We start from the raw sequence: 23,853 nt of genomic DNA, 5'->3' as shown, positions 1-23,853 counted from the left end.
ATGAAAAACCGCACGCGCGTCTCTCACGCAGCCTTGCTGCTGTTCGCTATCACCGCTCATGCCCATGCCGCGTCTAACGAAGCTTCCGTGACCGGCGCCGTCACGGACGCCGCGGGCAAGCCCGTCCGGAACGCCTCCGTCAGCGTTCAGAATGCAAGCGGTGCCGCTATTAGCGAAGTGAAAACGGACGCAGACGGCCATTTCGCGATCGCTCACGTGAATCCTGGCACCTATGCGATCGTCGTCACGGCACCGGGATTCGCGAGCGGCAGCAGCATCGCGACCACAACAGCGGGCGCGCAAAGCGCGGTGAGCGTCAAACTCGCTCAAAGCGACACACTCGACGTTCAGGTGAATGCAAAGCGTCTCGATCGAGCCCGTAACGGACTACTGCCGGAGACCGGCAGCAGCGTGTATCGCTTCAGCCAGGCCGATATCAATGCTTTGCCCGCGGGGCAAGACACGCCGTTGAACCAGGTCCTGCTGCAGGCGCCTGGTGTAGCAAGCGACTCATATGGGCAGTTGCACGTGCGCGGCGACCACGCGAACCTGCAATACCGCATCAACGGCATCATCATTCCCGAGCCGATCAGTGGTTTCGGCCAGTCGCTCGACACCCGCATCATCGACCAGGTGAACCTGCTCACCGGCGCATTGCCGGCGCAGTACGGCTACCGGACCGCAGGCGTGGTGGACATCCGCACGAAGTCGGGCGATGCAGGCAACGGCGGATCCATCGACGTATTCGGCGGCAGCCATCAGACGATCAAGACCAGCGCGGATGTCTTCGGCAGTCAGGGGCCGTTCAGCTACTACTTCAGCGGTTCAGTCGGCATGAACAACCTCGGGATCGAGAATCCCACCTCCAGTGCCAACGCGATTCACGACCACACACGCCAGGGCAATGCGTTCGGCTACATGTCGTACATCATCAATCCGCTCACGCGCGTGAGCGTGATGTTCGGCACGACGAGCAACCAGTTCGAGATTCCGAACACGCCCGGCTTGCAGACCAACTTCACGCTCAACGGCAACAACACGTTCAACTCGAGCCAGTTGAACGAAACACAATCGGAGTTGAACAACTTCGCCGTGGTGGCGCTCCAGGGCACCAATGGCGGTGCTCTCGACTATCAGGTCGCCCTCTTTACGCGCTACACGCGAACGCAATTCAATCCCGATCCGGTCGGCGATCTGCTCTTTAACGGCGTAGCGTCGCAGGATTTTCACAGCAATTCGGCCAACGGCGCACAGGTGGATACGACCTGGCGGCTGAACGACAAGCATACGGTTCGGGCGGGTATCTTCTTCCAGCAAGAACACGCGGTGTTCGACGACAGCGTCAACGTATTCGCAACGGACAGCAGCGGCAACCAGCTATCCGGTCAACCCTTCAATATTCAGGACTCCAGCAGCAAGACCGGTTATCTGTACAGCGCCTACGTGCAGGACGAGTGGAAACTCACCGACAAGCTCACGCTGAACTATGGTCTTCGCTACGACAAGATGGACGAGTACGTCAGCGCAAGCCAGCTTAGCCCTCGCATCGGCCTCGTCTATGCGCTGACGCCGGCCACGACGCTCCATGCCGGCTACGCGCGCTACTTCACACCGCCCGCATTCGAGCTGGTGTCCGGCTCGACCATCAGCCGTTTCAATGGCACGACCAACCAGAGTCCGTCGAGCCAGAACGGCCAGGTGCAACCGGAGCGCAGCCATTATTTCGATCTCGGTGTGACCCAGCGCCTCGGATCGAACGTGACGGTCGGAGTCGACGCTTACTACAAGAAGTCCACCAACCTGCTCGACGAAGGACAGTTCGGATCCGCCCTCATCTTCACGCCGTTCAACTACCGGGAGGGTCGCGTGTATGGGGTCGAGTTCACGGCCAACTACAAACAGGACAACGTATCGGCGTACGTGAATCTCGCATGGAGTCGCGCACAGGGAACCCAGATCGATTCGGCGCAGTTCAATTTCGACCCGACGGAACTCGCCTACATCAACAGTCACTGGGTCTATCTGGATCACGACCAGCGCATGACCGCATCATTCGGCGGAGCCTACGATTTCGGCAAAACGACCTTCACGTTCGATGGGCTGGTGGGAAGCGGATTGCGTAGCGGCTTTGCGAACACCGACAAGTTGCCGCTCTATGCGCAAGTCAATCTCGGGGTGATACAGCACTTTAACCAGCCTCTGGTCGGGAAATTCGATGCGCGCCTGCTTGTGGTCAACGCGTTCAACCGCGTCTATGAGTTGCGCGACGGATCGGGCATCGGCGTCGGTGCACCGCAATATGGCCCGCACTTCGCCGTCTATGCCGGCATCACCAAGAATTTCTGATTCCACCGAGTTACAAAGCGAGACGAAGAGGTAGGGCATGCAAGATTGGGCAAGCGTTCTGGCGGCGGTACGCGTGGGCGGATGGGTCATTTATCCGCTGACGATACTCGCCATTCTCGCGGTCGCGATTACCCTCGAACGGGCTTATGTGTTTCTGCGCTTTGGCCGTTTGCCGGGTACGCTGCGCGACACGGACGAAATCACTCACGCAATCCTCCCGTCCGGATCAGCGCTTGATTGGGCCGGCAGATTGAAGGATGCGTCCAGTCAGAACGCGTTCAGACGCATGAACGCGCCGTGGGCGCCAGATCCTTCCGTACCGCTGTGGCTGCGTGAGGCAAAGGCACAATCGGTTGCCTCACAGATCGAACGCGACATGAGCAAGGGTTTCTGGGTGCTGGAAACCATCGTGACAGCGGCGCCTTTGCTGGGTCTGCTCGGCACCATCGTCGGCATGATGCATTCGTTCCAGTTGTTCGGCGGCGACGGTCTCGTCGATCCGGGTGGCGTGACCGGCGGCGTGGCACAGTCGCTGGTGGCGACCGCGATCGGCCTGGTGGTCGCCTTGTTCGCGCTCTTTGCGTTCAACTATTTCTCCCGCCGGCTCGAACGGCTCATGGATGAACTCGAGTCGTTCGCGAACGCGCGGCTCAGCGAAATCCGCCTTGCCGACACGCCCGCTGGAGCGCTGCCGTGAAGTTCAAGCGCTCGCGCGCGGCGAGGCGCGGTCGCATCGAAATCATTCCGATGATCGATGTGATGTTCTTTCTGCTGGCGACCTTCATGCTTGCATCGCTCGCGATGCAACGGCTCGACGCCGTCAAGGTCAATCTCCCGGCCGGCCGCGCTCAGCAGATGGCGGCCCATGACCCGCTTACGATCTCGGTGGACAGCAGCAATGCGATATTTGTGAACCATCAGTCAGTTCATCTCGATCAGATCGAGCCGACGGTAAAGCGTCTGCTGCAACCGGACGGTAATGTTGTGATTGCCGCTGACGACGCAGCCGGCCACGGCGTGGTGGTTCAGGCAATGCTGGCCGCGCGCCGCGCCGGCGCCGAGCGGTTTCTGCTCGCCGTGCATCGTGAATAGCCGGATGCGCTTTGCAGCTGCTGTGGACGATTCTCCGCCAATGCGATTCGCGCTGGCGGTGCTGGTCGCGCTAATCGTATGGATCGTGTTCCTGTTTCAGTTGGGGCACTGGTTGGGTCCGTCGCCGTCTGCGCGCGTAGCTGATAAGCCACTCGAGATGCGGATGGTGGAACTCGATCCTCCAAAGCCTCCGGTTGAGACGCCTCCCGCGTCTCCGGCTACGCACGCGCCACTCGCACCGGCAAAACCACCACAAATCTCCGATCCGCGCGCCCACGTCTCAACGCAATCGCGCACGCCGCCTGTGCCGCCGAAGCCGGACGCACGATCGGTGCAAAGCGTGGTGCCGGCTCCGTCGGCACCCACCGTGCAAGAGTCGAAGCCGGCCGCCGAGCCCTCTGCGCGCACTGCTGCACCTCCGGACGAAAATGCAAACGCAACGCCGGCCGCCAGTTCATCCGGCAATGCCGCAGCGCACGCCATGGCCCAACCATTGCCGGAACTGCCGGACGATTTGCGCGAACAAGCGTATCAAACCGTCGCGACGGCGCGCTTCGCGATCCATGTCGACGGCTCGGTCGAGGTCGAACTCATCAAGCCGACACCCAACCCGCGGCTCAACCAGATCCTCCTTGAAACGCTGCGTAAATGGCGATTCTTTCCGGCGATGCAGGCTGGGCATCCGGTCGAAAGCCGGCAGGACATCCGTGTGCATTTCAACGTGAATTAGCTGCTGAGGGCTGTGCGTCGCCACTCGCAATGGCGGCATCACGAGTGCGGCTTGCCGATGTTCAAACGAGCAAGGTCAACGTGCCAAACAGCGCAAGGTCTTCTTTCTTTGCCGATCGCGCATGCTTGCGGATCACTTGCAATAGACACTCGATAAAGCAACAGGCCGCGCTGCTGAGCGTGCTGTTCCGGCGCGTGACAACGCTCAGTTGTCGCGTATCGAACTTCTCTTTCAGCGCCAGAGCCACCAATTGGCTTTGAAACAGCGGAACCGTCTGGAGGACGGTTGGGCACCATGTACACATGTCGGCACGTTCCACCAGCATCTGCAGTGTGCCTAGCGAATGAGCCCGCACAATGCGGTTCGCTTCGATTCGCGCACCATGGCGCGTGAACAGATAGTCGATCAGCGCGTCTTGCCCGTCAGGCGCGAAATTCAGCGCCCAGTCCTGGTCCAGTAGGTCGTGAATCGAACGGCAACCCTGAAGCGGATGTCCCCGGCGAACCATCACGGCCGTCTCATAGTTCAAAACCGGCTCGCAGGAAAACTCCTGAGTGGCGGTAGACGGATGCACCTGCCCGATCACGAAGTCCATATCGCCGGCACGCAACAGCGGTTGCGCGACAGCCATCAGACTTTCGAACAGCTCCAGCTGAATATCAGGCATTCGCTCGCGAAACAGCAATACCGTCTCGGCCAGAAACGTCAACGTGATCCACGGTGTCACGCCGACACTAAGCCTTCCCTCCGCCCGGCCGCGCAATCTTGCCAGGTCGTTCTGCGCGTGCTCCAACTGGTTAAGGACCAGTCGCGCGTGGGTGAGCAACGCCTTGCCATATTCGGTAAAGCTGATTCCTTCAGGCGCGCGTATCAGCAGCGGCAGTTGCTCGGTGGCTTCGAGTTCGCGCAGCGCGCGCGTGACCGCGGCCTGCGAAATCCCCAATGACCGCGCGGCCGCTCTGATGCTGCCCGTTTCCGCACTCGCGACTAACGCCTGCAATTGATGAATTTTCACCGAAACCACCCCGACAACAAATGGTTGTCAGCATAACAAAACTGCGGCTTCACCCTCGAAATTTAGCTGCATAGCATTCCGACCAGTGCAGACAGTTGCGTTGCCCGAAGCCCAAACCGGCGTGGCGCGACGATCGGGTCTGTCCGCTCTTCCAAGGACATCATCGATGGTTCAAGACTTCGTTTTGCCCGGCATCGCTGCGATTCAAGAAGAAATGATCGGCTTGCGTCGCCGCATTCACGCGTATCCGGAACTCGGCCTGCAGGAGCTCGCCACCAGCGAACTGGTCGCCGAATGCCTGCACGAATGGGGCTATCAGGTCACGCGCGCCGTGGGAAAAACCGGCGTGGTGGGCACGTTAAGGAACGGACATGGGCCGTCCCTCGGATTGCGCGCCGATATGGACGCGCTTCCCATTCACGAGACGACGGGCTTGCCTTATGCCAGCCGCAACGACGGCGTCATGCACGCATGCGGTCACGACGGGCATACGGCCACGTTGCTGGCGGCAGCAAAATACCTGGCGACAACACGCGCTTTCTCCGGCACGTTGAACCTGATTTTTCAACCCGCTGAAGAAGGCCTCGGCGGCGCGCAAAAGATGATGGAAGACGGTCTCTTCGAACGTTTTCCGTGCGATGCCGTATTCGCTCTTCACAATGTCCCCGGATATCCGGCAGGCCATCTGGGCTTTTTTGGCGGCGCATTCATGGCGTCTGCCGATACGGTTACCGTGCGGGTGGTGGGTCGCGGCGGTCACGGTGCCGTGCCGGACAAGGCGGTCGATCCGATCGTCGTGTGCGCGTCGATCGTCACGGCGCTGCAAAGTATCGTGTCACGTAACGTAAGTCCGCGCGATCTGGCCATCATCAGCGTCGGCTCGATTCATGCGGGCGTCGCGTCGAATGTGATTCCGTCATCGGCGCAAATGCTGCTGACCGTCCGGGCACTTGCACCGGACGTGCGCGACCTGCTTGAACGCCGGATTCACGAACTCGTGCACGGGCAGGCGGCAAGTTTTGGCGCGCACGCCGAGATCGATTACTTTCGCTGTCATCCGGTGCTGATCAATCACGCCAGGGAAACGGACTTCGCGCGCCAGGTGGCTACGGACTGGCTCGGCACGCAAGCCATCATTGACGACCTCGAACCCTTCACGGCCAGCGAGGACTTCGCCTGCATGCTCGAACAGTGTCCAGGCAGCTACCTCGTGATCGGCAACGGCGACGGCGAACGCGGTTGCGCGCTGCATCACTCCGGTTACGACTTCAATGACGACTGCCTGGCTGTGGGCGCCACCTATTGGGTCAAGCTGACCGAGCGCTTTCTGGCAAAACCGGTTCGCATGGAACACAACTAATTCAACAACGACGGTGAGGAGAAACACATGAAGAAGGCACTTGCAGCGATCTCGTTTGCTTTGATGAGCCTGTCCGGCGGCACTCACGCCGCCGACTGGTCCGGTAAGGAGATCAGGCTGGCGGTGGATCCGACGTACCCACCGCTGGAGTTCAAGACACCCGACGGCAAGTTCACCGGCTTTGGCGTGGATATCGCCAATGCGCTCTGTGCCGAGCTTCATGCGCGGTGCGTATGGGTCGAAACCAGCTTTGACGGCATGATCCCCGGACTGCTGGCGAGAAAGTTCGATGCGATTTCGTCGTCGATGACCATCACACCCAAGCGCATGCAGCAGATCGCGTTCACGAACAAGATCTCCAACGCGCCGGCCCGCCTGGTTGTCAGGCGCGGCTCCGATCTGCTGCCGAGCGCCGCTTCGCTAAAGGGCAAGCGGGTCGGCGTCGAACAGGGGTCGAGTCAGGAGGATTACGCCCGGGCGCAGTGGCAACCGGCTGGCGTGCAGATCGTCTCCTACCAGAACCAGGATCAGGTCTATACGGACCTGATCGCGGGTCGGCTCGATGCGGCATTTCAGGCGTCGATCGAAGCGAACGACGGCTTTCTGAAGAAGCCCGAGGGTAAGGACTACACGTTTGCGGGCCCCGCTTTGGACGACCCGAAGTATTTCGGTCTTGGCGACGGTCTCGGTCTTCGCAAGGAGGACGTCGCGTTGCGCGACGCGTTCAATCAGGCACTGGCTGCCGTGCTGGCAAACGGGACCTATGCGCGGATTAACCGGAAGTATTTCGACTTCGATATCTACGGCGCGAAGTAAGCCGGCCTGAGCCAGTCCTGACAGAAGACAAAATGATGGGGCAGCCGTAGTCCGGCATAAAAAATAAACTATAAACTTAGGATGACAAAGTGAAACGTAAAATTATTCTTGCCGCAATAGCGTCAGCATTTGCAACGTCGGCATTCGCGCAGAGCAGCGTAACGCTGTACGGCGTGATCGACGAGGGACTCGACTTCACGAATAACGTCGGCGGAAACCATGTGTATGAAATGGCAAGCGGCTATGCCCAGGGTAGCCGCTGGGGACTGAAAGGCACCGAAGATCTGGGTGGCGGCCTCAAAACGATCTTTCAGATCGAAAGCGGCTTTAACGTCAACACCGGAAAGCTCGGGCAAGGCGGGCTCGGGTTTGGACGCCAGGCGTATGTCGGAATCGAAAGCGAGCGCTACGGGACGGTGACCCTGGGCCGCCAATACGACTCGGTGGTCGACTATCTTGCGCTGACCACAGCCAATGGCAACTGGGGCGGCTATCTGCTATCGCATCCATTCGACAACGACAACACGGATAACACGTTCCGCGTCAACAACACGGTCAAGTATGCGAGCCCGGATATTGCCGGGTTCCAGTTCGGCGGCACGTATAGCTTCAGCAACAGCACCGGCTTCGCCAACAACCGGCTGCTGAGCGTTGGCGCACAATACACGTCCGGCGGGCTGTTGATCGCTGCAGCCTATCTGAATGCGGACAATCCGGGATCAACGTCAGGCGGCGCAATTGCCGGTTCGAGTTCAACCGTCGCGGCAGACGCGAACTTCCAGTCGGAGCGCTTGCGCATCTTTGGCGCAGGGATCAACTACACCATGGGCCCGGCAACAGTTGGCTTCGTCTATACCAACACGAACCTCAGCAACCCGGCCGCGAATGTCGCCTACCTCAGCGGCCAGGAGAGCATCCAACCGACTAGCGGGGCACTCGCAGGCGGGACGTTAACCAGCCTGAAGTATCAGAACTTCGAACTGAACGGAAAATATCAGTTCACACCGGCGTTCTTTGTGGGCGCGCAGTACGTCTATACGCTGGAGAACTACGATGCGACGACAGGCAGCGTACGGCCGAAGATTCACACCGTCGGCTTGATGGCGGACTACAACCTGTCAAAGCGCACCGATGTCTACATCCAGGGCGCCTTTCAAAAGATCACGGGCGACGCAACCGGATCGGCACTGGATCAGGCATACGTGCCCGGTGCACAGGACCTGTCTTCGTCCTCGAGTCAGATTGTCGTTCGCGCGGCGATCCGGCACACGTTCTAACCCAAGTGCAGGCAGGTTCCGGGCGCGCGAGGCGAGCTTGCCTCGCGTAGCGCGCTCCCTACCCCTTCGTCGCCCCAAACGTCAACCCGGCCACGAAATGCTTCTGCATCGCAAAGAACATGGCGACCGAAGGCAAGGCGGCCAGAATCGACCCGGCCGATACAAGATTCCACGCGGTGGTCCACTGCCCTTTCAAGGCCGCGACGCCTACGGTAATCGGTGCGGCGTCGTCACCTTGTGTCAGACACAGCGCCCAGAAGTAGTCATTCCACACGAACGTGAAGACGAGAATCGCCAGCGCCGCGAGCGCGGGACGAATCAAGGGCAATACGATCTTGAAGAACACCGTCCATTCGTTCGCGCCTTCAATCCGAGCCGCCTCAACCAGTTCGAATGGCAACTGCTTGATGAAATTGCGCAGAAACAGCGCGCAAAATCCAGTCTGGAACGACACATGGAACAGAATCAGCGCGCTCACCGTATTGAACAGACCGAGCTGTAACGACAAATCCCGCACTGGAATCATCAGCACCTGAACCGGGACAAAATTCCCCGCGACAAACGTCGCAAACAACGTGGAATTGCCCCGAAACCGATAGATGGCCAGCGCGAATCCCGCCATTGCCGCAAGCGCAATCGAGCCCACCACGGCGGGCACCGTAATCAGCACGCTGTTCCAGAAATAATGCAGCATCGGTGAAGTCGTCAACGCCTCGCGATAGTTATCGAACATCGCGAAGTGCTTCGGCCAGCCCCAATAGTTACCCTCGCTCAGTTCCTCCGTGGAACGCACTGAAGTCACAAGCACCGCGATCATCGGCAGCAGCCAGATCAGCAGCGCGAGCGGCAGGGTCAATTTGTACGCGCGGCGCGTGACCGGCTTCCATTTGTCGATCGGGATCGGAAACATGATCGGCTCCTTATTGCTCGGTGCGCAGCATGCGGCGCAGGTGATAAACGATATACACCAGCATGATCGCGAACAGCACCACCGCCACCGCCGCGGAATAGCCGACGCGGTAATACTTGATCGCCTGGTCGTACATGTAATACGCGAGCACCGTCGAGCTTTCGAACGGTCCGCCGCCGGTCATCACCGAAATCAGATCGAAACTGCGCAGCGCGCCGATCACCGTGACGACGATCGCCATGAACGTGGTGGGCCGCAATTGCGGCAGGATCACATGCCACAGCATCGACCAGCCACGCGCGCCTTCCATGCGCGCGGCCTCGATCTGCTCGGCGTTCAGCGAGGTCAGGCCGGTCAGATAAAGAATCATGCAGTAAGCGGTTTGCGGCCACAGCGCCGCGAACACGATCCCGAGAGTTGCGTAACGCGGATCGCCGAGTACCGGCACGCCGTGCCCGAGAATCACCGCGAGCAGGCCGAAGGTCGGGTCATAGAACCACGAGAAGATCAGGCCGACCACCACGCCCGACAAAACGAACGGCGCGAAGAACAGTGATTTGACGATGCGGATGCCGGCCACAGCCTGGTTCAGATAGAGCGCGACGGCGAGTCCCATTGGCGGCGCAAGCAGGAATAGCAGCAGCCAGATGAGGTTATTCTTCAGCGCCGTATAGAAGGTCTGCGTATGGAACAACTCGACATAGTTGGCGAGGCCGACGAAAGACGGCTCGGTCATCCCATCCCAGTTGAAGAAACTCAGGCGCACGGTCGAGATGATCGGCCACACGACGTAAATCGCCACCATCACGCACGCCGGCGCGAGAAACAGAAAAGCCGCGCGCCGCTGTCGGCGCGCGGTCGGCGATGGCTTGCGCCGGCGCGCCACGAGAGGCGCGCCGCCGCGCGAAGCACCGCCCGATGCCGGCGTACCCGGAACAGGCAAGCCAGGGCCGCCAGGATCGGCAGGACCGCCAACAGTGTGACGGGTGACGGAATGCGACACGATCATTCTCCACGATAGTTGCGATCGAACGTAGCGAGTTGACGCTCAAGCGCGCGGCCCATTAGTCCGTTAGTCCATTGCCAGGCACTAACGGGCCGCCACCGCTCACTTCTTGTAGATCCGCTTACGCGTCTGCTCGAGTTGCGCAAGTATGTCGTCGAGCTTCGACGGATCGGAGATGAATTGCTGCATCCCCTTCATGCCTTCATCGGCCATTTCCTTCGTCATATCGCGATCGTAGAACTGCGCAATGCCGCCCTTCGTGTTCGCGAGAATCTGGAAGCCGATCTTCGAGATTGGATCGTCGGGTTCAGGCGACTTGCTGTTCGCCGACAACGAACCGAGCCCCTCCGCCAGCTTGGCGCCATTTGCCGGCGTCTGGACGAATGCAAGGAAGGCACGCGCATCCGTCTTGTTCTTGGCCTTCGATGGAATATTCAGCGATTCGACCGGCCCCTCTTCGGCAGTGGGCACATTCGCGTCGATGATCGGGAACTGGAAGTAACCCATTTCCGGCTTGACGCTCGGCGGGAAACCACCGGTAATGAAGGTACCCATCAGCATCATCGCGGCCTTGCCCTGGAACAGGAACGGCTGCACGGCATCCAGATCGTAGGAAAGCGAATTGTCGATGAAATAACCGGCGTCGATCAATTGTTTCCACGTCGTGTAGACCTTCTTCACGCGCGGATCGGTGTACGCGATATCGCCCGCCATCAGTTTCTGATGGAACGCGTTGCCGTTCAGGCGCAGGTCGAGATAATCGAACCAGCCGGCCAGCGTCCATGAATCACGGCCCGCCACGGCAATCGGCGTAATCCCCGCCGCTTTCAGCTTCTTGCAGTCGTCGAGAAACTGGTCCCACGTTTTCGGCTCGCCGCTAATGCCGACCTTCTGGAACAGATCCTTGCGATAGAACATACCCCACGAGTAGTACACGGTCGGCGCGGCGTACTGCTTGCCCTTATACGAGGACGCTTCCTTCGTCGACGCATACATGTCGTTCCAGCCGTTCTTCGCCCAGTCGCCGCTCAGATCTTCGAACAGGCCGCGCTGCGCGTAATACGCCATCCGTTCGCCGTCATGCCAGTTGACGATATCGGGCGCGACGGTGGAGAGCCAACCGGGCAACTGGACCTTGTACGCTTCCTCGTCGATGAACGACACTTTCACGTCGGTACCGGGATGCGTTTTCTTGAAGTCGTCGATGATCGACTGCCAGACGGCGCGTTGACTTGCGCCCTTGAACGCGATGTTGACCGCGAGCGTGCCGGCCTGCGCCGTGCTGACGACCGACACGCCGGCGGCGGCCGCGGCCAGCGCGAGTGCCAGCAGAATCTTGCGAGGTTTCAGTGCCATGTTGCTGTCTCCTTTATTCCGTGATTTTGCGTCGTTGTTGTTACTGCATGGAATCCTTCGTTCTGCGCTTCAAATCATTGGCCCGAGCGATAAACGGCCACACCCTGCGGCTCCACCGCGCTTGCACCGATCACGAAGGCGTCGTCGGCGACGTTGGCCAGGTTGTGCGTCTGAGCGCCGTAGTTGAACACGTAGGTCAGCGCACCACGACGGCTGAAGCGCACGCTGTCACCGAGCGGCACCGGGTCGAGCCCGGCTTCCTCGGCGATCCGCTCGAACAGGCGGACGGTGAGCGCGTCGTCGAACAGACTCGCGAGGTAATGAAATGCGCCGCTTTTCACGTAGGCGGGATGGCCGTCGGCGAAACGGGCTCGCACATCGAGCGCTTGCGCCGCATCGCTGCTGCTGCCGCCTTCGCCTTCGATGAAATCGCGCCAGTGGCGCGCCACGCCGTCCTCCACTGTCGCGTTGTTACTGTCCGTCAGCCGCACCGCTTCGGTCACATTCGGCCGCATCGATTCAACGCGCCACACACGCAGCGGTAGCACCGAAGCCAGTGCGCCCGGCGGCAGGTTCGCCGGAATCTGCACGTCCTGGGTCTTCGAACCGGTGCGCGGACCGAGCACGATTTGCGCACCCGAGTTCGCGAGGCGCGCGGCGAAATCGCCGGGCACAACGGGCAATGGCGGCACCACGATCAGACGATAGCCGTCGAGCGGCGCATCGACCGGCACGATATCGACATCCAGTCCGAGCGAGCGCAGCACCGAGTAGTACTCGAATGCAAAGCGCGGATAGTGAAAGTCCGCCCCCTGCGGATGAATCTCGAACAGCCACTTCGCTTCATAGTCGTAGACGAGCGCAACCTTCGAGCGAATCGGGGCATTCGCGTCGGCATTCGCAGCGAGCACCGCGCGAATCTCGCCGGCAACCTGCGTGGCTTCATGGCCGCCAACGTCGAGCCGGTTGTCGGGCGTATTCAGGCCCGCGTGCATCTGCTCCTGCGCAAACGGCGCCTGGCGCCAGCGGAAATACGACACGCAGCCCGCACCGTGCGCGAACGCCTCCCAACTCCACAAGCGCACCATGCCAGGCAGCGGCGCCGGATTCCATTGCGCCCAGTTCACCGGGCCGGGCTGCTGCTCCATCACCCAGAACGGCAACTTCGACATGCCGCGGTACACGTCATGATTGAACGAGGCGAAGTCGGGATGTCCGCTGCGCAACCAGCGCGCCTTCACGTCCGGCGCAAACCACTGTTCTTCGAGCGCGCCGAGCGGATAACTGTCCCACGTCGCGACATCGAGATCGGCCGCTACCTTGTAGTGATCGAACTCGGTAAAAAGCTGCATGAAGTTGTGCGCGACCGGCCGCCCTGGCGAATGCGCGCGGATGATCTCGACCTGCATGCGGTTGTAGCGCGCCACTTCGTCGGAGGCGAAGCGCCGGTAATCGAGCCGGTGCGACGGATGCGCTTCGGTCACGGTCGCCACCGGCGCGTCGATCTCGTCGAAGCAGCGGTATTCCATGCTCCAGAACACCGTACCCCACGCGCGGTTCAGCGCGTCGATGGTTTGATAACGCGCCTTGAGCCATTCGCGAAAGCGCCCTACTGCCGCCGGCGAATAACTGACTACCGTGTGATGGCAACCGAATTCGTTATCGGTCTGCCAGTACGCAACAGACGGATGCTTGCCGTAACGCTCGGCAACCGCCGTGCAGATCCGCTGCGACGCGGTGAAATACGAAGGCGATGAGAAATCGTAGTGACGGCGTGAACCGAAAGCGCGCGGCCGGCCGTCCGCGCCGACCGGCAAAATATCCGGATGACGATCGATCAGCCACTTGGGCGGCGTTGCCGTCGGCGTGCACATCACCACCTGCAAACCAGCCGCGCCGAGTACGTCGATCGCGCGATCCAGCCAGCCCCAGTCATATTCGCCTGGGGTCGGCTCCATCCGGCTCCACGCAAATTCGGCGATTCGCACCTGCTCGATGCCGAGTGCTTTCATTCGCCGGGCGTCGTCTTCCCACATCGACTCCGGCCAGTGTTCCGGGTAATAACAGACTCCAAGGCGCATCCGAATGTCCTCTATGCGTAGTGTTCGACGGATTCGAGCGAAGCAGCGGCAAAGCCGTCTTCGGTAAACAAATGGCAGGCGCGGCCAGGCACACGCAGGCTCGCGCGGTCACCCGGCGTGAGGCGTGTGTCGCCCGGCGCCTTGGCGATCAGCGCGGCGCCGCCGGGCTGATCGAGGTGGACATAGCTGTGCTCGCCGAGCTGTTCGACGAGAGACACGATGCGGATCAGCACGGCGTCCCGCGGGTTTTCCGCACTTGCCGCATCGATGAATTCCATGTGTTCCGGGCGCACGCCGAGCGTGACCGGCTGCGAGGCCGCGAGCCCTTCGCCGCTGACCGGCACATGCACGTTTTCAGCGGTGTGATCGAGCGTGACGATCACACCGTGCGCATCCACCGACGCCACCCGCCCCGGCAAGAAGTTCATGCGCGGCGAACCGATGAAGCCGGCCACGAAGCGGCTCCTCGGACGGTGATACAACTCGAGCGGCGCGCCGATCTGCGCGATGCTGCCGTAGCGCTCGGTGTCCTTGCCCGCGTGCAGCAACACGATCTTGTCGGCCAGCGTCATCGCTTCGATCTGGTCGTGCGTGACGTACACCACGCTGGCTTTGGCGAACTGTTTATGCAAGCGCGCGATTTCGACGCGGGTCTGGCCGCGCAGCGTCGCGTCGAGATTGGAGAGGGGCTCGTCGAACAGAAACACGCCCGGCTCGCGCACGATGGCCCGCCCGATCGCCACGCGCTGCCGCTGGCCGCCTGATAGCGCCTTCGGCCGGCGCTCGAGCAGCGCCTCGAGTTGCAGGATGCGCGCGGCTTCCCGCACCTTGCGGTCAATTTCGTCTTTCGGGGTTTTGGCGAGCTTGAGGCCGAATGCCATGTTCTCGAACACGGTCATATGCGGAAACAGCGCGTAGCTCTGAAACACCATCGCCACGCCGCGCTGCGCCGCCGGTACGTCGTTGACGACGCGGCCGGCAATCGACAGGTCACCGTCGGTCACATCTTCGAGGCCGGCGATCATCCGCAGCAAGGTGGACTTGCCGCAACCGGACGGACCGAGAAACACGCAGAACTCGTTCTCGCCGATCTCCAGGTCGACGTCGCGGATCACCAGCGCGCCGTCACCATACGCCTTCTGCACGCCTCTCAACGAAATGCTCGCCATTGCATCGACTCCGTGATTTAATCGGCTCGATGTCGGAGATTAAGCGCTTAATCAGCAGGGCCGAAAAAAATCGATCGCTACCGATCGCTGGGGCCTTACCTGTCTCCGATATCGTTTTGTCTGTGCGGCAAATGGTGCCGCGACTTTGGCTGCGATGCAAATATCGAACATCCATCCCAAATACTGATTAGCCATGACCACCCTAAGCGAAGTCGCCCGCCACGCCGGCGTCACCCCTGCCACGGTATCGAACGTGCTGCGCAATCGCGGCCGGGTCGGCGCAACCACCCGGCAACGGGTGCTGGACGCCGTCGAGGCGCTCGGCTACCGCCCGCACCTGGCTGCCCGCGCGCTCGCCGAAGGCCGTGCCCCGACGCTGGCGTTGATGGTGTCGAGCATTGCCAATCCGTTCTATCCGGAGTTCGCGCTCGCCGTCGAACACGCGGCGCGCAGCAGCGGCCACTTCGTGATCATCTGCAATACGAACGAAGATCCGCTGACCGGGCGGGCCTATCTTGACCAGATCGCAGGGACGCTTTCCGAAGGCGTGCTCGTGACAAATGCGAACCTCGATTTCACGGACCTGCATACGACCGAATCGCGCGGCACGCCCGTGGTGTTGTGCATGTGGGAACGGCCCAACGAGCCGCCGGGGCTGCCGTGCGTCGCGGTCGATTTTCGTCTGGCCGGCGAGCTGGCTGCATCGCATCTTTTGGTGCTGGGCCATCGTCGAATCGGCGCGATTGTCGGCAGCAAAGCCTCGGGGATTCACGCCGCCCGCTACGAAGGTTTTGTCGATGCGCTACAGGCGGCCGGCGCACCAAAAGTCCAGGTCAAGCATGCGCCCGACACGATGCAAGGTGGCTACGCCGCGGCGCGCGCCCTGCTGGAAGCCGATCCGAAACTCACCGCGATCTTCGCGACCAACGATCTGCCGGCGCTCGGCGCGATGCACGCCGCTGCCGATCTCGGCTTGAACGTGCCGCGCGACCTGTCCGTGATCGGCATTACCGACATTCAACTCGCGCGAGAATCGCGGCCCGCGCTGACGACGGTCGCCGTGCCGACCGTCGAGGTCGCCGGTCTCGCGGTATCGCTGTTGCGCGAGCTGATCGAGTCGTCGTACGGGCAAGCGGGCCGCCCGCCCGCGGCAAGCGTGCCGATGCGGATTTCTTCCGCGCCGAAACTGGTTGTGCGCGCGTCCACCGGCGCGCCGCGTTCGGCGTAACGTGGCCGTAACAGTGTCGCGGACGTTACGTAGCGAACCCGCCTGTAACCGTCGCCGCTTATCGGGCCATCACCCGCGAACGCCCGTCTCAAGGGGTTCCACGGCAAAACCACGGCTTCGCGCTGTCCATCCATGCAGTTGGCACGGTCCCTGCAATCAGGCAGGGGAAAGGGGAACGGGCCGAGCGCCGGCATGACTCATATGCCGCCTGCGCTCCCCCCACCGGCCGGGCCAAGGCCATAACATGCATGGATACTCAAAATGATCGCCGATCTTCTGGACGCCGACGTCGCAGCACAAACCACCGACGCGGATTCGCCCTTCGCACAACACCATCCCCTGCAAATCGCAGTTTGCCTGCGCAAGCTGATGACCGGACAGGACTTCGTGACGGTGGAATTCAACGGCCGCCAGATCGTTACGCAAGTGCTCGATGTCGATTCGCGCAATGCGCGCTTTATCTTCGACGCCGGCAGCGTGGAGGCGGACAATTACGCGCTTGCGTCCGCGCGCCAGTTGATCTTCCGCGGCTTGCCGGATGGCATTCGCACCGAGTTCACCACGCTTAACGCAAACCCGATCATGTTCGAGGGCCGCCCGGCGTTCGAGGCATCCTTCCCCGCGTTCCTGTGCTACGTTCAGCGCCGCGAATTCTTCCGCGTGCAAACGCCCGTGCTGGACCCCTATATCGCCAGCGGACCCTGCGTGGACGGCGGTTCGTTCCGGCTGGAACTGCAGGACCTCTCGTTGGGCGGCATCGCATTGAAAACCGCCGATGAACGCTTCGGCTCGCTTGAAAGCGGCACCGTCCTGCGCGATGTCACGCTGCAACTCGGCAGCTTCGGCACGCTGCGGCTCGATCTGGAAATCGTCGCGCCACGGCAGTTGACCACGCCGAAGGGCGAACGGCGTTTCGTGATCGGCTGCAAGTTCGTGCAGACGCCAGGACGGGCGGAGCGCACCTTGCAGCGTGTCGTCACCCAGCTCGAAACGAAGCGTCAAACGCTCGCGCCGCGCAGGTAAATTTTCGCAGACAAGCCCTTTTCAGCCTCCGCCGCCTCGAAATCGCGCCGGATTCCAAACCGGCTTACTGGACCTCGGCGCCTCGTTGAAGCGTCGGCACCTGTATGAGGCCGGGCGCGCCGACAAGCCGGTATGGCGGAATCCGCCGAATCGCGCTTTCGGCGGCGGGCGCGCCTGCGAGTAGATGGACTGCAAGATCGAACGTCGTCGAGCGGCGTGTCAGCATGAGGCACGTCACCTCGTTCTGTAATGCACGCGTCGCATGCCAGCAGCGCGGCCGCATGCAGATCCCCTCCCCTACGGGCACCTCGAAAGCGGCCAATGAATCGAGGTTCGGGTGTCCATCCGGCGTGCTCGTTGCGACAATCTGGACGAGAGGTCCGGTTAGCGGCACCACGGCCTGCTCAGTAAGCCAATGCGCCTCGAGTTGCATCACCTCGGCTTCGCGATCGCGGTATCTGACCCACAGAATTTCGGGATCTCCGGACAGGCCGGCATCGAACAGATGTTCGCGCCAGAAATCGGACGACGGGCTTGCAAACGAAGACGCCGCGCTATCCCCTGGAAACGGCTTACCTAACATCCATCCATAGGCTTCGAAAGCGCCGGCAGTAAGCGGCTGAACGGTCAGAGGCGTGGCAGTCGGCATCTCGGTTCGGGCCTTTTTGATAGTCAGAAAAACATCAAGCGTGCCACTCAATGAGGTGGCAGCGCTTCGTCGGTGTCTGGAAAGAGTGCGATATCCGGACCGTTCTCCAGGCTGAACTCTCGCATGACTTTTTGCGCCAGATGCATGATCGACTCGCATAGCAAACTGTCCGGACTTCGCCGGAAGGACGCGAACAGTGGGAGTTCCGGGACTCGATGGGTCACTTTCAGCAGTTGTAGATGACCGGACTCCAGTTCGCGGGTCACGAAAGCCGTCGGCAGAACCGCGATGCCGAAACCGTCGAGTACGAGCCTGATAATCGCCGCGACCGAAGACACGCAATTGATTTGCACGTGCGGCTCGCCGGCGGCTGCAAACAGGCCGGCGACAAACACATGCGGCGACGAATGACGGGCAAAGCTCACGATCGGGAAGCTCGCCAGTTCAGCTTCCGATAGTGCTTCAGCCGACAGATTCAGCGACGGACTCGCCACCCATCGCATCGGCAATGCGCCGAGCGAAACATTTTCCGCGTCCGCACCGGTGACCATCGTGCTCAAGAAAGCGATATCCACGTTGCCATTCACCAGTTGCACGGACAGATTCGTCGAGGTGTCGCAAGTCAGCTCGATCGTCAGGTTCGGATATTCGTCCCGCACTCGCCGTAGTAACTCAGGCAGCCACGTATGCACGACGGACTCCATCACGCCGACCCGCAGCAGCCCACTCACATGCGAACGGTCGCTTACGCTTGCGAGCATGTCGTTCGTGAGTTTCAGGATCTGCTCGGCGAAAGCCAGCGCCTTGGTCCCTTCCTGGGTCAGCTTGACGTCGCGCGGCCCCCGATCGAATAGACGCACGCCGAACTCCTGCTCGAGTGCAGATATCCGACTGGAAATTGCGGCCTGTGTCGCATGCAAGCGCTCCGCTGTCAGTCGGAAATTGCGCAGCTTGGCAAGCCATACAAACGTTTCTAGAAAACGGACATTCATCAGACGCCTTGTATTCCACGCATCGCGTCCGCGCAACGGACAGCTTCAGTGCATTGGCAGAGTTTAGCGCCGCAAAATCAGATCCGTGACAACAAAAACTGGCCACCCGAAACAACTTTTTGTTGTGACCATGGCGGCTCAACGCGCAAGGGACGGCCTTCCGGGAAAGCCCTGGGGGCGATCAGATTTATCTATCGCCGGTCAATAAAATAAGTCGTTGGACGGAAGAATTTGGCGGTCGAACACTCATTGAACCGAAAACTCAGGAGCCGCCATGTCACCCTCGTTCAGTAAATTGAATCGGACGCTGCAAACGAGCGCCGCAGCGCTGCTGCTTGGCGCAGGTAGCGCGAGCTTCGCGGCGGAGCCTGCCGTGGTCCTGATTGGTCATGCCGCACCCTTGACAGGCCAGCTCGCGCATATGGGCAAGGACAGCGAAAATGCGGCGAGGCTTGCAATCGACGAGATCAACAGCCAGCATCCGGTCATCGGCGGCAAGCCGGTCCGCCTGCAACTCGACGCTCAGGACGACGCGGCCGACCCACGCACCGGTACTCAAGTCGCCCAGAAACTCGTTGACGATGGCGTGGTAGCCGTGGTCGGCGATATCAACTCCGGGGTTTCGATCCCGGCATCGAAGATCTACAGCGAGGCCGGCCTGGTGCAGATCTCGCAAGGCTCGACCAATCCCACCTATACGCTGCAAGGCTTCAAAACGACCTTCCGGGTTGTCGCGACCGACGCACTGCAAGGGCCGGCACTGGCTCGCTACGCAGTCGACACAATGCACGCAAAGCGAATTGCAATCGTGGACGATTCCACCGCATACGGCCAGGGCCTCGCGCAAGAATTTGAAAAAGCGGCAAAAGCACGGGGCGCCGTTATCGTGACCCACGAAGCGACGACGGATAAAGCCATCGACTTCCGATCGATTCTGACGAAAATCAAAGGTCTGAAACCCGACGCAATCATGTACGGCGGCTCGGACGCAACGGCCGGCCCGCTGGCGAAACAGGCGGCTAACCTTGGCATCACCGCAAAGGTGCTGGGAGGCGACGGTGCCTGCACGGAGAACATGACGCAACTTGCCGGCAGCGCAATTGGCAATGTGACATGTTCAGAAGCCGGACTTGCCTTGTCAAAAATGCCAAAGGGTCAAGACTTTGACAAGCGATACGTGGCACGCTTCAGCACGCCGATCGACGCCTACGCTCCGTTCACGTACGACGCCGTCTACGTTATCTATGACGCAATGAAGCGAGCCAACTCAACCGACCGATTGAAAATTCTCGCAGCGATGCCTGCCACGAACTATGACGGCGTGATCGGGCACATTGCGTTCGACCCGCACGGCGACCTGAGGGACGCGGCGATCACGATCTACCAGTTCAAGGACAATAAGAAGACCGTGATGGATGTCATCAGAATGTGATCCGGGCGAAAGGGACGGATATCGCGTACATCGAGTTACGCGCGGCTCACACTGATCACCTTCCCGACGGCAGTGCTTCTGCCGTAAAAGACCACTCAATACTTTCAATTATCCTTCAGTCAGGCCAGGACTTTCCCGAAGTCCTGACGCCTGATCTTGCATCGCACCACACCCGCCAAGCCCCGCCACGTAAGCCCCGCCGCCTCGTCGGCCGCTTCGGCACGCCGATCTCCCCTGCTGATAGTTTTCTTGACGCGCATTCTCACGCCTGCTTTACTAAATCAACTCAAGTGATTTAGTCGCCCGATTTCGAACCGCCCCTGAATCGCTTCAGCGTCCAAAGCAGGTTGCAAACCGATGGCAAGCGCGCAGCGTTCGCGTGCGCCATCACCCGCAGTTCACAACATCGTTGCCAATAACCGGAGGAGCGTCCCATGAATCTGAATTCCCGCAGGCATCCTGGCGCCAGGAAAATCGTGTCGATATGCGTCGCGGCATCGGCGGTGTGGTGTGCGAGCGCGAGCCAGGCAGCCGACCAGCCTGTCGTCGGCCTGATCACCAAGACCGACACCAATCCGTTCTTCGTGAAGATGAAACAGGGTGCCGAAGCGGCTGCCTCGAAAGACGGCGCCAAACTGCTCACCGCCGCCGGCAAGTTCGACGGCGACAACGCGAGCCAGGTCACCGCCATCGAAAACATGATGACGGCCGGCGCGAAAGCAATTCTGATCACGCCGAGCGATACCAAGGCGATCGTGCCGAGCATCAAGAAGGCGCGCGCGGCCGGTGTGATGGTGATCGCTCTCGACACGCCGACCGATCCGCAAGATGCCACGGACGCCCTCTTCGCCACCGACAACTTCAAGGCCGGCGTGCTGATCGGCAAGTACGCGAAAACCGCCATGAACGGCAAGCCCGCGAAGATCGCCACGCTCGATCTCGCACCCGGTGTCTCGGTCGGTGTACTGCGTCATAACGGCTTCCTGGAAGGCTTCGGCGTGAAGGAAGGCGATCCGTCGATCGTCTGCAGCCAGGACACTCGCGGCGATCAGGCGAAGGGCCAGACGGCGATGGAAAACTGCCTGCAGAAATCGCCGGATATCAACGTGGTCTACACGATCAACGAACCGGCCGCGGCGGGTGCGTATCGCGCGCTCAAAGCGGCGGGCAAGGACAAGAGCGTGATGATCGTTTCCATCGACGGCGGCTGCGAAGGCGTGCGCAATGTGAAGGCCGGCGCGATCGCGGCGACTTCGCAGCAGTATCCATTGAAGATGGCCGGGCTCGGTGTGACCGCCGGCGTCGACTATGCGAAGACCGGCAAGAAGGTTTCCGGCTATCAGGACACGGGCGTGACGCTGATCACCGACAAACCGATGTCCGGCGTCGACAGCAAGGATACGAAGTTCGGCCTCGACAACTGCTGGGGCAACAAGTAACAGGCACTGAACAGGCGGCCCACTGTGCTGGGCCGCCTGACTGCTGGAGGGCCGGCCGCAGAAGGCCGGCCCGCGTATTGACCGCATGGCCCGCTTGCCGCGTTCATGCATCGAGGACACCCCTATCATGTCGACTCCTTCCGCGCCCGCCGGCCACCCGCGCCCGTTCACCGACCGCTTGCCGTCGCTCGCTGAAATCGGACCGCTGATCGCCCTGTTGCTGGCCTGTGGCTTCTTCATTTCGCAGAGCAACCGGTTCCTGTCGTTCCAGAACCTCTCGCTGATCCTGCAACAGACGATGGTGGTCGCCGTCATCGCGATCGGCCAGACGCTGATCGTGCTGACCGGCGGGATCGATCTGTCGTGCGGGATGGTGATGGCGTTCGGCTCGATCATCATGACCAAATTCGCGGTCACGCTCGGCGTGCCGCCCGTTCTCGCGATTCTGTGCGGCATCGCCGCGAGCGCGCTATTCGGTGCGCTCAACGGCGTGCTGATCACGAAGATCAAGTTGCCGGCCTTTATCGTCACGCTGGGTACGTTGAACATCGCATTCGCGCTCACGCAGATCTATTCCAACGCGGAGAGCGTCTCGAACCTGCCGGACGCGATCATGTTCCTCGGCAACACGTTCAGGCTCGGCCCCGCCGAAGTCACCTACGGCACGGTACTCACGCTGCTGATGTACGCGGCGACCTGGTTCGTCCTGCGTGACACGGTGCCCGGCCGGCATCTGTATGCGCTCGGCAATAATCCCGAAGCCGCGCGCCTGATGGGCCTCTCGTCGCAGAAGATTTTGCTCACGGTGTATTCGCTGGCCGGCGCGATCTACGGCATCGCCGCGCTGCTATCGGTGTCGCGCACCGGCGTCGGCGATCCGCAGGCGGGGCAAACCGAGAACCTCGACAGCATTACCGCCGTGGTGCTGGGCGGCACGAGTCTGTTCGGCGGACGGGGCTCGATTTCCGGCACCCTGCTCGGCGCGCTGATTGTCGGCGTGTTTCGCAACGGCCTGACGCTGATCGGTGTCTCTTCGGTCTACCAGGTGTTGATCACCGGCATGCTCGTGATTCTCGCGGTCGCCGCGGATAAACTTTCCCATCGTCGCGGTTGAGCACTCAATTGGAGTCCGTCATGTCGACATCTACTTCCGCTTCCACCGCGATGCCCGTTCTGCAGGCGCGCGGCATCGTCAAACGCTACGGCAACGTCACCGCGCTCGACGGCTGCGATTTCGAAGTGCTGCCCGGCGAGATTCTCGCCGTGATCGGAGACAACGGCGCGGGCAAGTCGTCGTTGATCAAGGCGCTTTCGGGCGCCACCGTTCCCGACGAAGGCGAAATCCTGCTGGACGGCAAGCCGGTCAAATTCCGCAGCCCGCTGGATGCCCGCGCTCAAGGCATCGAAACCGTCTACCAGGAGCTCGCGGTGGCGCCCGCCATGAGCATCGCCGAGAACCTGTTCCTCGCCCGTGAGCTCGTCAAACCGGGCTGGCGCGGCTCGATCTTCAAGATGATCGACAAGCGCCGCATGCTCGAGGAAGCCACCGCGCACATGAAGGATCTGCAAATCGGCATCCGTTCGATGCGCCAGGCGGTCGAAACCTTATCCGGCGGCCAGCGCCAGGGCGTGGCCGTCGCGCGCAGCGCGGCGTTCGCACGGCATGTGGTGATTCTCGACGAACCCACCGCCGCGCTCGGCGTGAAGGAAGGCAACATGGTGCTCGAGTTGATCCGCCGCGTGCGCGAGCGCGGCCTGCCGGTGATCCTGATCAGCCACAACATGCCGCACGTGTTCGAAGTCGCGGACCGCATCCATATCCAGCGGCTCGGCCGGCGCGCGGCGCTCGTGAACACGCGGGACATCCATATGTCGGAGGCCGTGGCAATCATGACGGGCGCGAAGGAAGCGGACGTCAAGGCGATTGCATGA

21 protein-coding genes are annotated in these 23,853 nt (G+C 61.2%); 13 read left to right on the top strand and 8 right to left on the bottom strand.

Translation table 11 applies throughout. From position 1 onward, the window contains the following. Genes PQR67_RS15615 through PQR67_RS15600 form a run of 4 tightly spaced genes read left to right on the top strand, consistent with a single transcriptional unit; the run spans position 1 to position 4,168 of the window. Positions 1-2,346 carry a TonB-dependent receptor gene (locus tag PQR67_RS15615; RefSeq protein ID WP_408460635.1) on the top strand — a complete coding sequence of 782 codons (2,346 nt, stop codon included), beginning with the start codon at positions 1-3 and terminating at the stop codon, positions 2,344-2,346. Between the two features lie 37 nt (positions 2,347-2,383). Continuing rightward, positions 2,384-3,043 (top strand): MotA/TolQ/ExbB proton channel family protein, encoded by a 660-nt coding sequence (locus PQR67_RS15610; protein ID WP_408460633.1) that lies wholly within the window; start codon positions 2,384-2,386, stop codon positions 3,041-3,043. Continuing rightward, positions 3,040-3,438 (top strand): ExbD/TolR family protein, encoded by a 399-nt coding sequence (locus PQR67_RS15605; RefSeq protein WP_408460631.1) that lies wholly within the window; start codon positions 3,040-3,042, stop codon positions 3,436-3,438. The genes PQR67_RS15610 and PQR67_RS15605 overlap by 4 nt, the downstream gene beginning before the upstream one ends. A 40-nt stretch (positions 3,439-3,478) precedes the next feature. Next, positions 3,479-4,168 carry an energy transducer TonB gene (locus tag PQR67_RS15600; RefSeq protein ID WP_408460628.1) on the top strand — a complete coding sequence of 230 codons (690 nt, stop codon included), beginning with the start codon at positions 3,479-3,481 and terminating at the stop codon, positions 4,166-4,168. Between the two features lie 61 nt (positions 4,169-4,229). Here the strand turns inward: PQR67_RS15600 and PQR67_RS15595 are convergent, their stop codons facing one another. Beyond that, entirely contained in the window at positions 4,230-5,183 is a 954-nt protein-coding gene (locus PQR67_RS15595) for a LysR substrate-binding domain-containing protein (protein WP_408460626.1), read from the bottom strand. Positions 5,184-5,349: 166 nt separating this feature from the next. Between PQR67_RS15595 and PQR67_RS15590 the strand changes: the two genes are divergently transcribed. The 3 genes from PQR67_RS15590 (at position 5,350) to PQR67_RS15580 (ending at position 8,636) form a co-directional block, all read left to right on the top strand. Next, on the top strand, positions 5,350-6,543 hold the full coding sequence (locus PQR67_RS15590) for a M20 aminoacylase family protein (RefSeq protein WP_408460623.1): 1,194 nt from the start codon (positions 5,350-5,352) through the stop codon (positions 6,541-6,543). A 27-nt stretch (positions 6,544-6,570) separates the two neighbouring features. Further along, on the top strand, positions 6,571-7,359 hold the full coding sequence (locus PQR67_RS15585) for an ABC transporter substrate-binding protein (protein ID WP_408460620.1): 789 nt from the start codon (positions 6,571-6,573) through the stop codon (positions 7,357-7,359). An 89-nt stretch (positions 7,360-7,448) separates the two neighbouring features. Beyond that, positions 7,449-8,636, top strand: a complete 1,188-nt coding sequence (locus tag PQR67_RS15580; RefSeq protein WP_408460617.1) for a porin — start codon at positions 7,449-7,451, stop codon at positions 8,634-8,636. 58 nt (positions 8,637-8,694) lie between these two features. On the opposite strand, the gene PQR67_RS15575 is transcribed toward PQR67_RS15580, so the two are convergent. The 5 genes from PQR67_RS15575 to PQR67_RS15555 all read right to left on the bottom strand — a co-directional run bounded on the left by PQR67_RS15575 (position 8,695) and on the right by PQR67_RS15555 (position 15,158). After that, a complete protein-coding gene (locus PQR67_RS15575; RefSeq protein ID WP_054039020.1) occupies positions 8,695-9,546 on the bottom strand; it encodes a carbohydrate ABC transporter permease in 852 nt (283 codons plus the stop codon). 10 nt (positions 9,547-9,556) lie between these two features. Further along, on the bottom strand, positions 9,557-10,555 hold the full coding sequence (locus PQR67_RS15570; protein WP_408460615.1) for a carbohydrate ABC transporter permease: 999 nt from the start codon (positions 10,553-10,555) through the stop codon (positions 9,557-9,559). A gap of 99 nt (positions 10,556-10,654) precedes the next feature. Next, the gene (locus PQR67_RS15565) at positions 10,655-11,908 is read right to left on the bottom strand and encodes an ABC transporter substrate-binding protein (RefSeq protein WP_408460612.1); all 1,254 of its coding nucleotides are present in this window, start codon (positions 11,906-11,908) and stop codon (positions 10,655-10,657) included. Positions 11,909-11,982: 74 nt separating this feature from the next. Beyond that, a complete protein-coding gene (locus PQR67_RS15560; RefSeq protein ID WP_408460609.1) occupies positions 11,983-13,989 on the bottom strand; it encodes a beta-galactosidase in 2,007 nt (668 codons plus the stop codon). A gap of 11 nt (positions 13,990-14,000) precedes the next feature. Continuing rightward, positions 14,001-15,158 carry an ABC transporter ATP-binding protein gene (locus PQR67_RS15555; RefSeq protein WP_408460606.1) on the bottom strand — a complete coding sequence of 386 codons (1,158 nt, stop codon included), beginning with the start codon at positions 15,156-15,158 and terminating at the stop codon, positions 14,001-14,003. Positions 15,159-15,351: 193 nt separating this feature from the next. Between PQR67_RS15555 and PQR67_RS15550 the strand changes: the two genes are divergently transcribed. After that, complete coding sequence (locus PQR67_RS15550; protein ID WP_408460603.1) at positions 15,352-16,386, top strand: LacI family DNA-binding transcriptional regulator; 1,035 nt, start codon at positions 15,352-15,354, stop codon at positions 16,384-16,386. A gap of 261 nt (positions 16,387-16,647) precedes the next feature. Further along, positions 16,648-17,409, top strand: coding sequence for a flagellar brake protein (locus PQR67_RS15545; RefSeq protein ID WP_408460600.1), 762 nt, complete (start codon positions 16,648-16,650; stop codon positions 17,407-17,409). Between the two features lie 64 nt (positions 17,410-17,473). Here the strand turns inward: PQR67_RS15545 and PQR67_RS15540 are convergent, their stop codons facing one another. Together PQR67_RS15540 and PQR67_RS15535 are read right to left on the bottom strand one after the other, a co-directional pair. Then, positions 17,474-18,058 (bottom strand): ureidoglycolate lyase, encoded by a 585-nt coding sequence (locus PQR67_RS15540; RefSeq protein WP_408460597.1) that lies wholly within the window; start codon positions 18,056-18,058, stop codon positions 17,474-17,476. A gap of 47 nt (positions 18,059-18,105) precedes the next feature. Continuing rightward, positions 18,106-19,050 carry a LysR family transcriptional regulator gene (locus tag PQR67_RS15535; protein WP_408460594.1) on the bottom strand — a complete coding sequence of 315 codons (945 nt, stop codon included), beginning with the start codon at positions 19,048-19,050 and terminating at the stop codon, positions 18,106-18,108. 295 nt (positions 19,051-19,345) lie between these two features. Between PQR67_RS15535 and PQR67_RS15530 the strand changes: the two genes are divergently transcribed. The 4 genes from PQR67_RS15530 to PQR67_RS15515 all read left to right on the top strand — a co-directional run bounded on the left by PQR67_RS15530 (position 19,346) and on the right by PQR67_RS15515 (position 23,853). Further along, positions 19,346-20,482, top strand: coding sequence for a branched-chain amino acid ABC transporter substrate-binding protein (locus PQR67_RS15530; protein WP_408460827.1), 1,137 nt, complete (start codon positions 19,346-19,348; stop codon positions 20,480-20,482). Positions 20,483-20,916: 434 nt separating this feature from the next. Continuing rightward, a complete protein-coding gene (locus PQR67_RS15525) occupies positions 20,917-21,921 on the top strand; it encodes a sugar ABC transporter substrate-binding protein (RefSeq protein ID WP_408460591.1) in 1,005 nt (334 codons plus the stop codon). A 127-nt stretch (positions 21,922-22,048) separates the two neighbouring features. After that, entirely contained in the window at positions 22,049-23,035 is a 987-nt protein-coding gene (locus PQR67_RS15520; RefSeq protein WP_408460588.1) for an ABC transporter permease, read from the top strand. A gap of 20 nt (positions 23,036-23,055) precedes the next feature. Further along, complete coding sequence (locus PQR67_RS15515; protein WP_408460585.1) at positions 23,056-23,853, top strand: ATP-binding cassette domain-containing protein; 798 nt, start codon at positions 23,056-23,058, stop codon at positions 23,851-23,853.

The sequence above is a fragment of the Paraburkholderia fungorum genome (genome assembly GCF_046026025.1).
GTDB classification, from domain to species: Bacteria; Pseudomonadota; Gammaproteobacteria; order Burkholderiales; family Burkholderiaceae; genus Paraburkholderia; species Paraburkholderia fungorum_E.
This window is presented reverse-complemented; position numbering and strand designations above follow the sequence as displayed.

What these genes read in the sequence shown, in the direction of transcription:
- PQR67_RS15550 (WP_408460603.1), top strand. Translation starts at nt 15,352, where the DNA reads ATGACCACCCTAAGCGAAGTCGCCCGCCACGCCGGCGTCACCCCTGCC.
- PQR67_RS15590 (WP_408460623.1), top strand. Translation starts at nt 5,350, where the DNA reads ATGGTTCAAGACTTCGTTTTGCCCGGCATCGCTGCGATTCAAGAAGAA.
- PQR67_RS15520 (WP_408460588.1), top strand. Translation starts at nt 22,049, where the DNA reads ATGTCGACTCCTTCCGCGCCCGCCGGCCACCCGCGCCCGTTCACCGAC.
- PQR67_RS15535 (WP_408460594.1), bottom strand. Translation starts at nt 19,050, where the DNA reads ATGAATGTCCGTTTTCTAGAAACGTTTGTATGGCTTGCCAAGCTGCGC.
- PQR67_RS15525 (WP_408460591.1), top strand. Translation starts at nt 20,917, where the DNA reads ATGAATCTGAATTCCCGCAGGCATCCTGGCGCCAGGAAAATCGTGTCG.
- PQR67_RS15615 (WP_408460635.1), top strand. Translation starts at nt 1, where the DNA reads ATGAAAAACCGCACGCGCGTCTCTCACGCAGCCTTGCTGCTGTTCGCT.
- PQR67_RS15565 (WP_408460612.1), bottom strand. Translation starts at nt 11,908, where the DNA reads ATGGCACTGAAACCTCGCAAGATTCTGCTGGCACTCGCGCTGGCCGCG.
- PQR67_RS15610 (WP_408460633.1), top strand. Translation starts at nt 2,384, where the DNA reads ATGCAAGATTGGGCAAGCGTTCTGGCGGCGGTACGCGTGGGCGGATGG.
- PQR67_RS15570 (WP_408460615.1), bottom strand. Translation starts at nt 10,555, where the DNA reads ATGATCGTGTCGCATTCCGTCACCCGTCACACTGTTGGCGGTCCTGCC.
- PQR67_RS15555 (WP_408460606.1), bottom strand. Translation starts at nt 15,158, where the DNA reads ATGGCGAGCATTTCGTTGAGAGGCGTGCAGAAGGCGTATGGTGACGGC.
- PQR67_RS15560 (WP_408460609.1), bottom strand. Translation starts at nt 13,989, where the DNA reads ATGCGCCTTGGAGTCTGTTATTACCCGGAACACTGGCCGGAGTCGATG.
- PQR67_RS15540 (WP_408460597.1), bottom strand. Translation starts at nt 18,058, where the DNA reads ATGCCGACTGCCACGCCTCTGACCGTTCAGCCGCTTACTGCCGGCGCT.
- PQR67_RS15515 (WP_408460585.1), top strand. Translation starts at nt 23,056, where the DNA reads ATGTCGACATCTACTTCCGCTTCCACCGCGATGCCCGTTCTGCAGGCG.
- PQR67_RS15575 (WP_054039020.1), bottom strand. Translation starts at nt 9,546, where the DNA reads ATGTTTCCGATCCCGATCGACAAATGGAAGCCGGTCACGCGCCGCGCG.
- PQR67_RS15585 (WP_408460620.1), top strand. Translation starts at nt 6,571, where the DNA reads ATGAAGAAGGCACTTGCAGCGATCTCGTTTGCTTTGATGAGCCTGTCC.
- PQR67_RS15600 (WP_408460628.1), top strand. Translation starts at nt 3,479, where the DNA reads ATGCGATTCGCGCTGGCGGTGCTGGTCGCGCTAATCGTATGGATCGTG.
- PQR67_RS15545 (WP_408460600.1), top strand. Translation starts at nt 16,648, where the DNA reads ATGATCGCCGATCTTCTGGACGCCGACGTCGCAGCACAAACCACCGAC.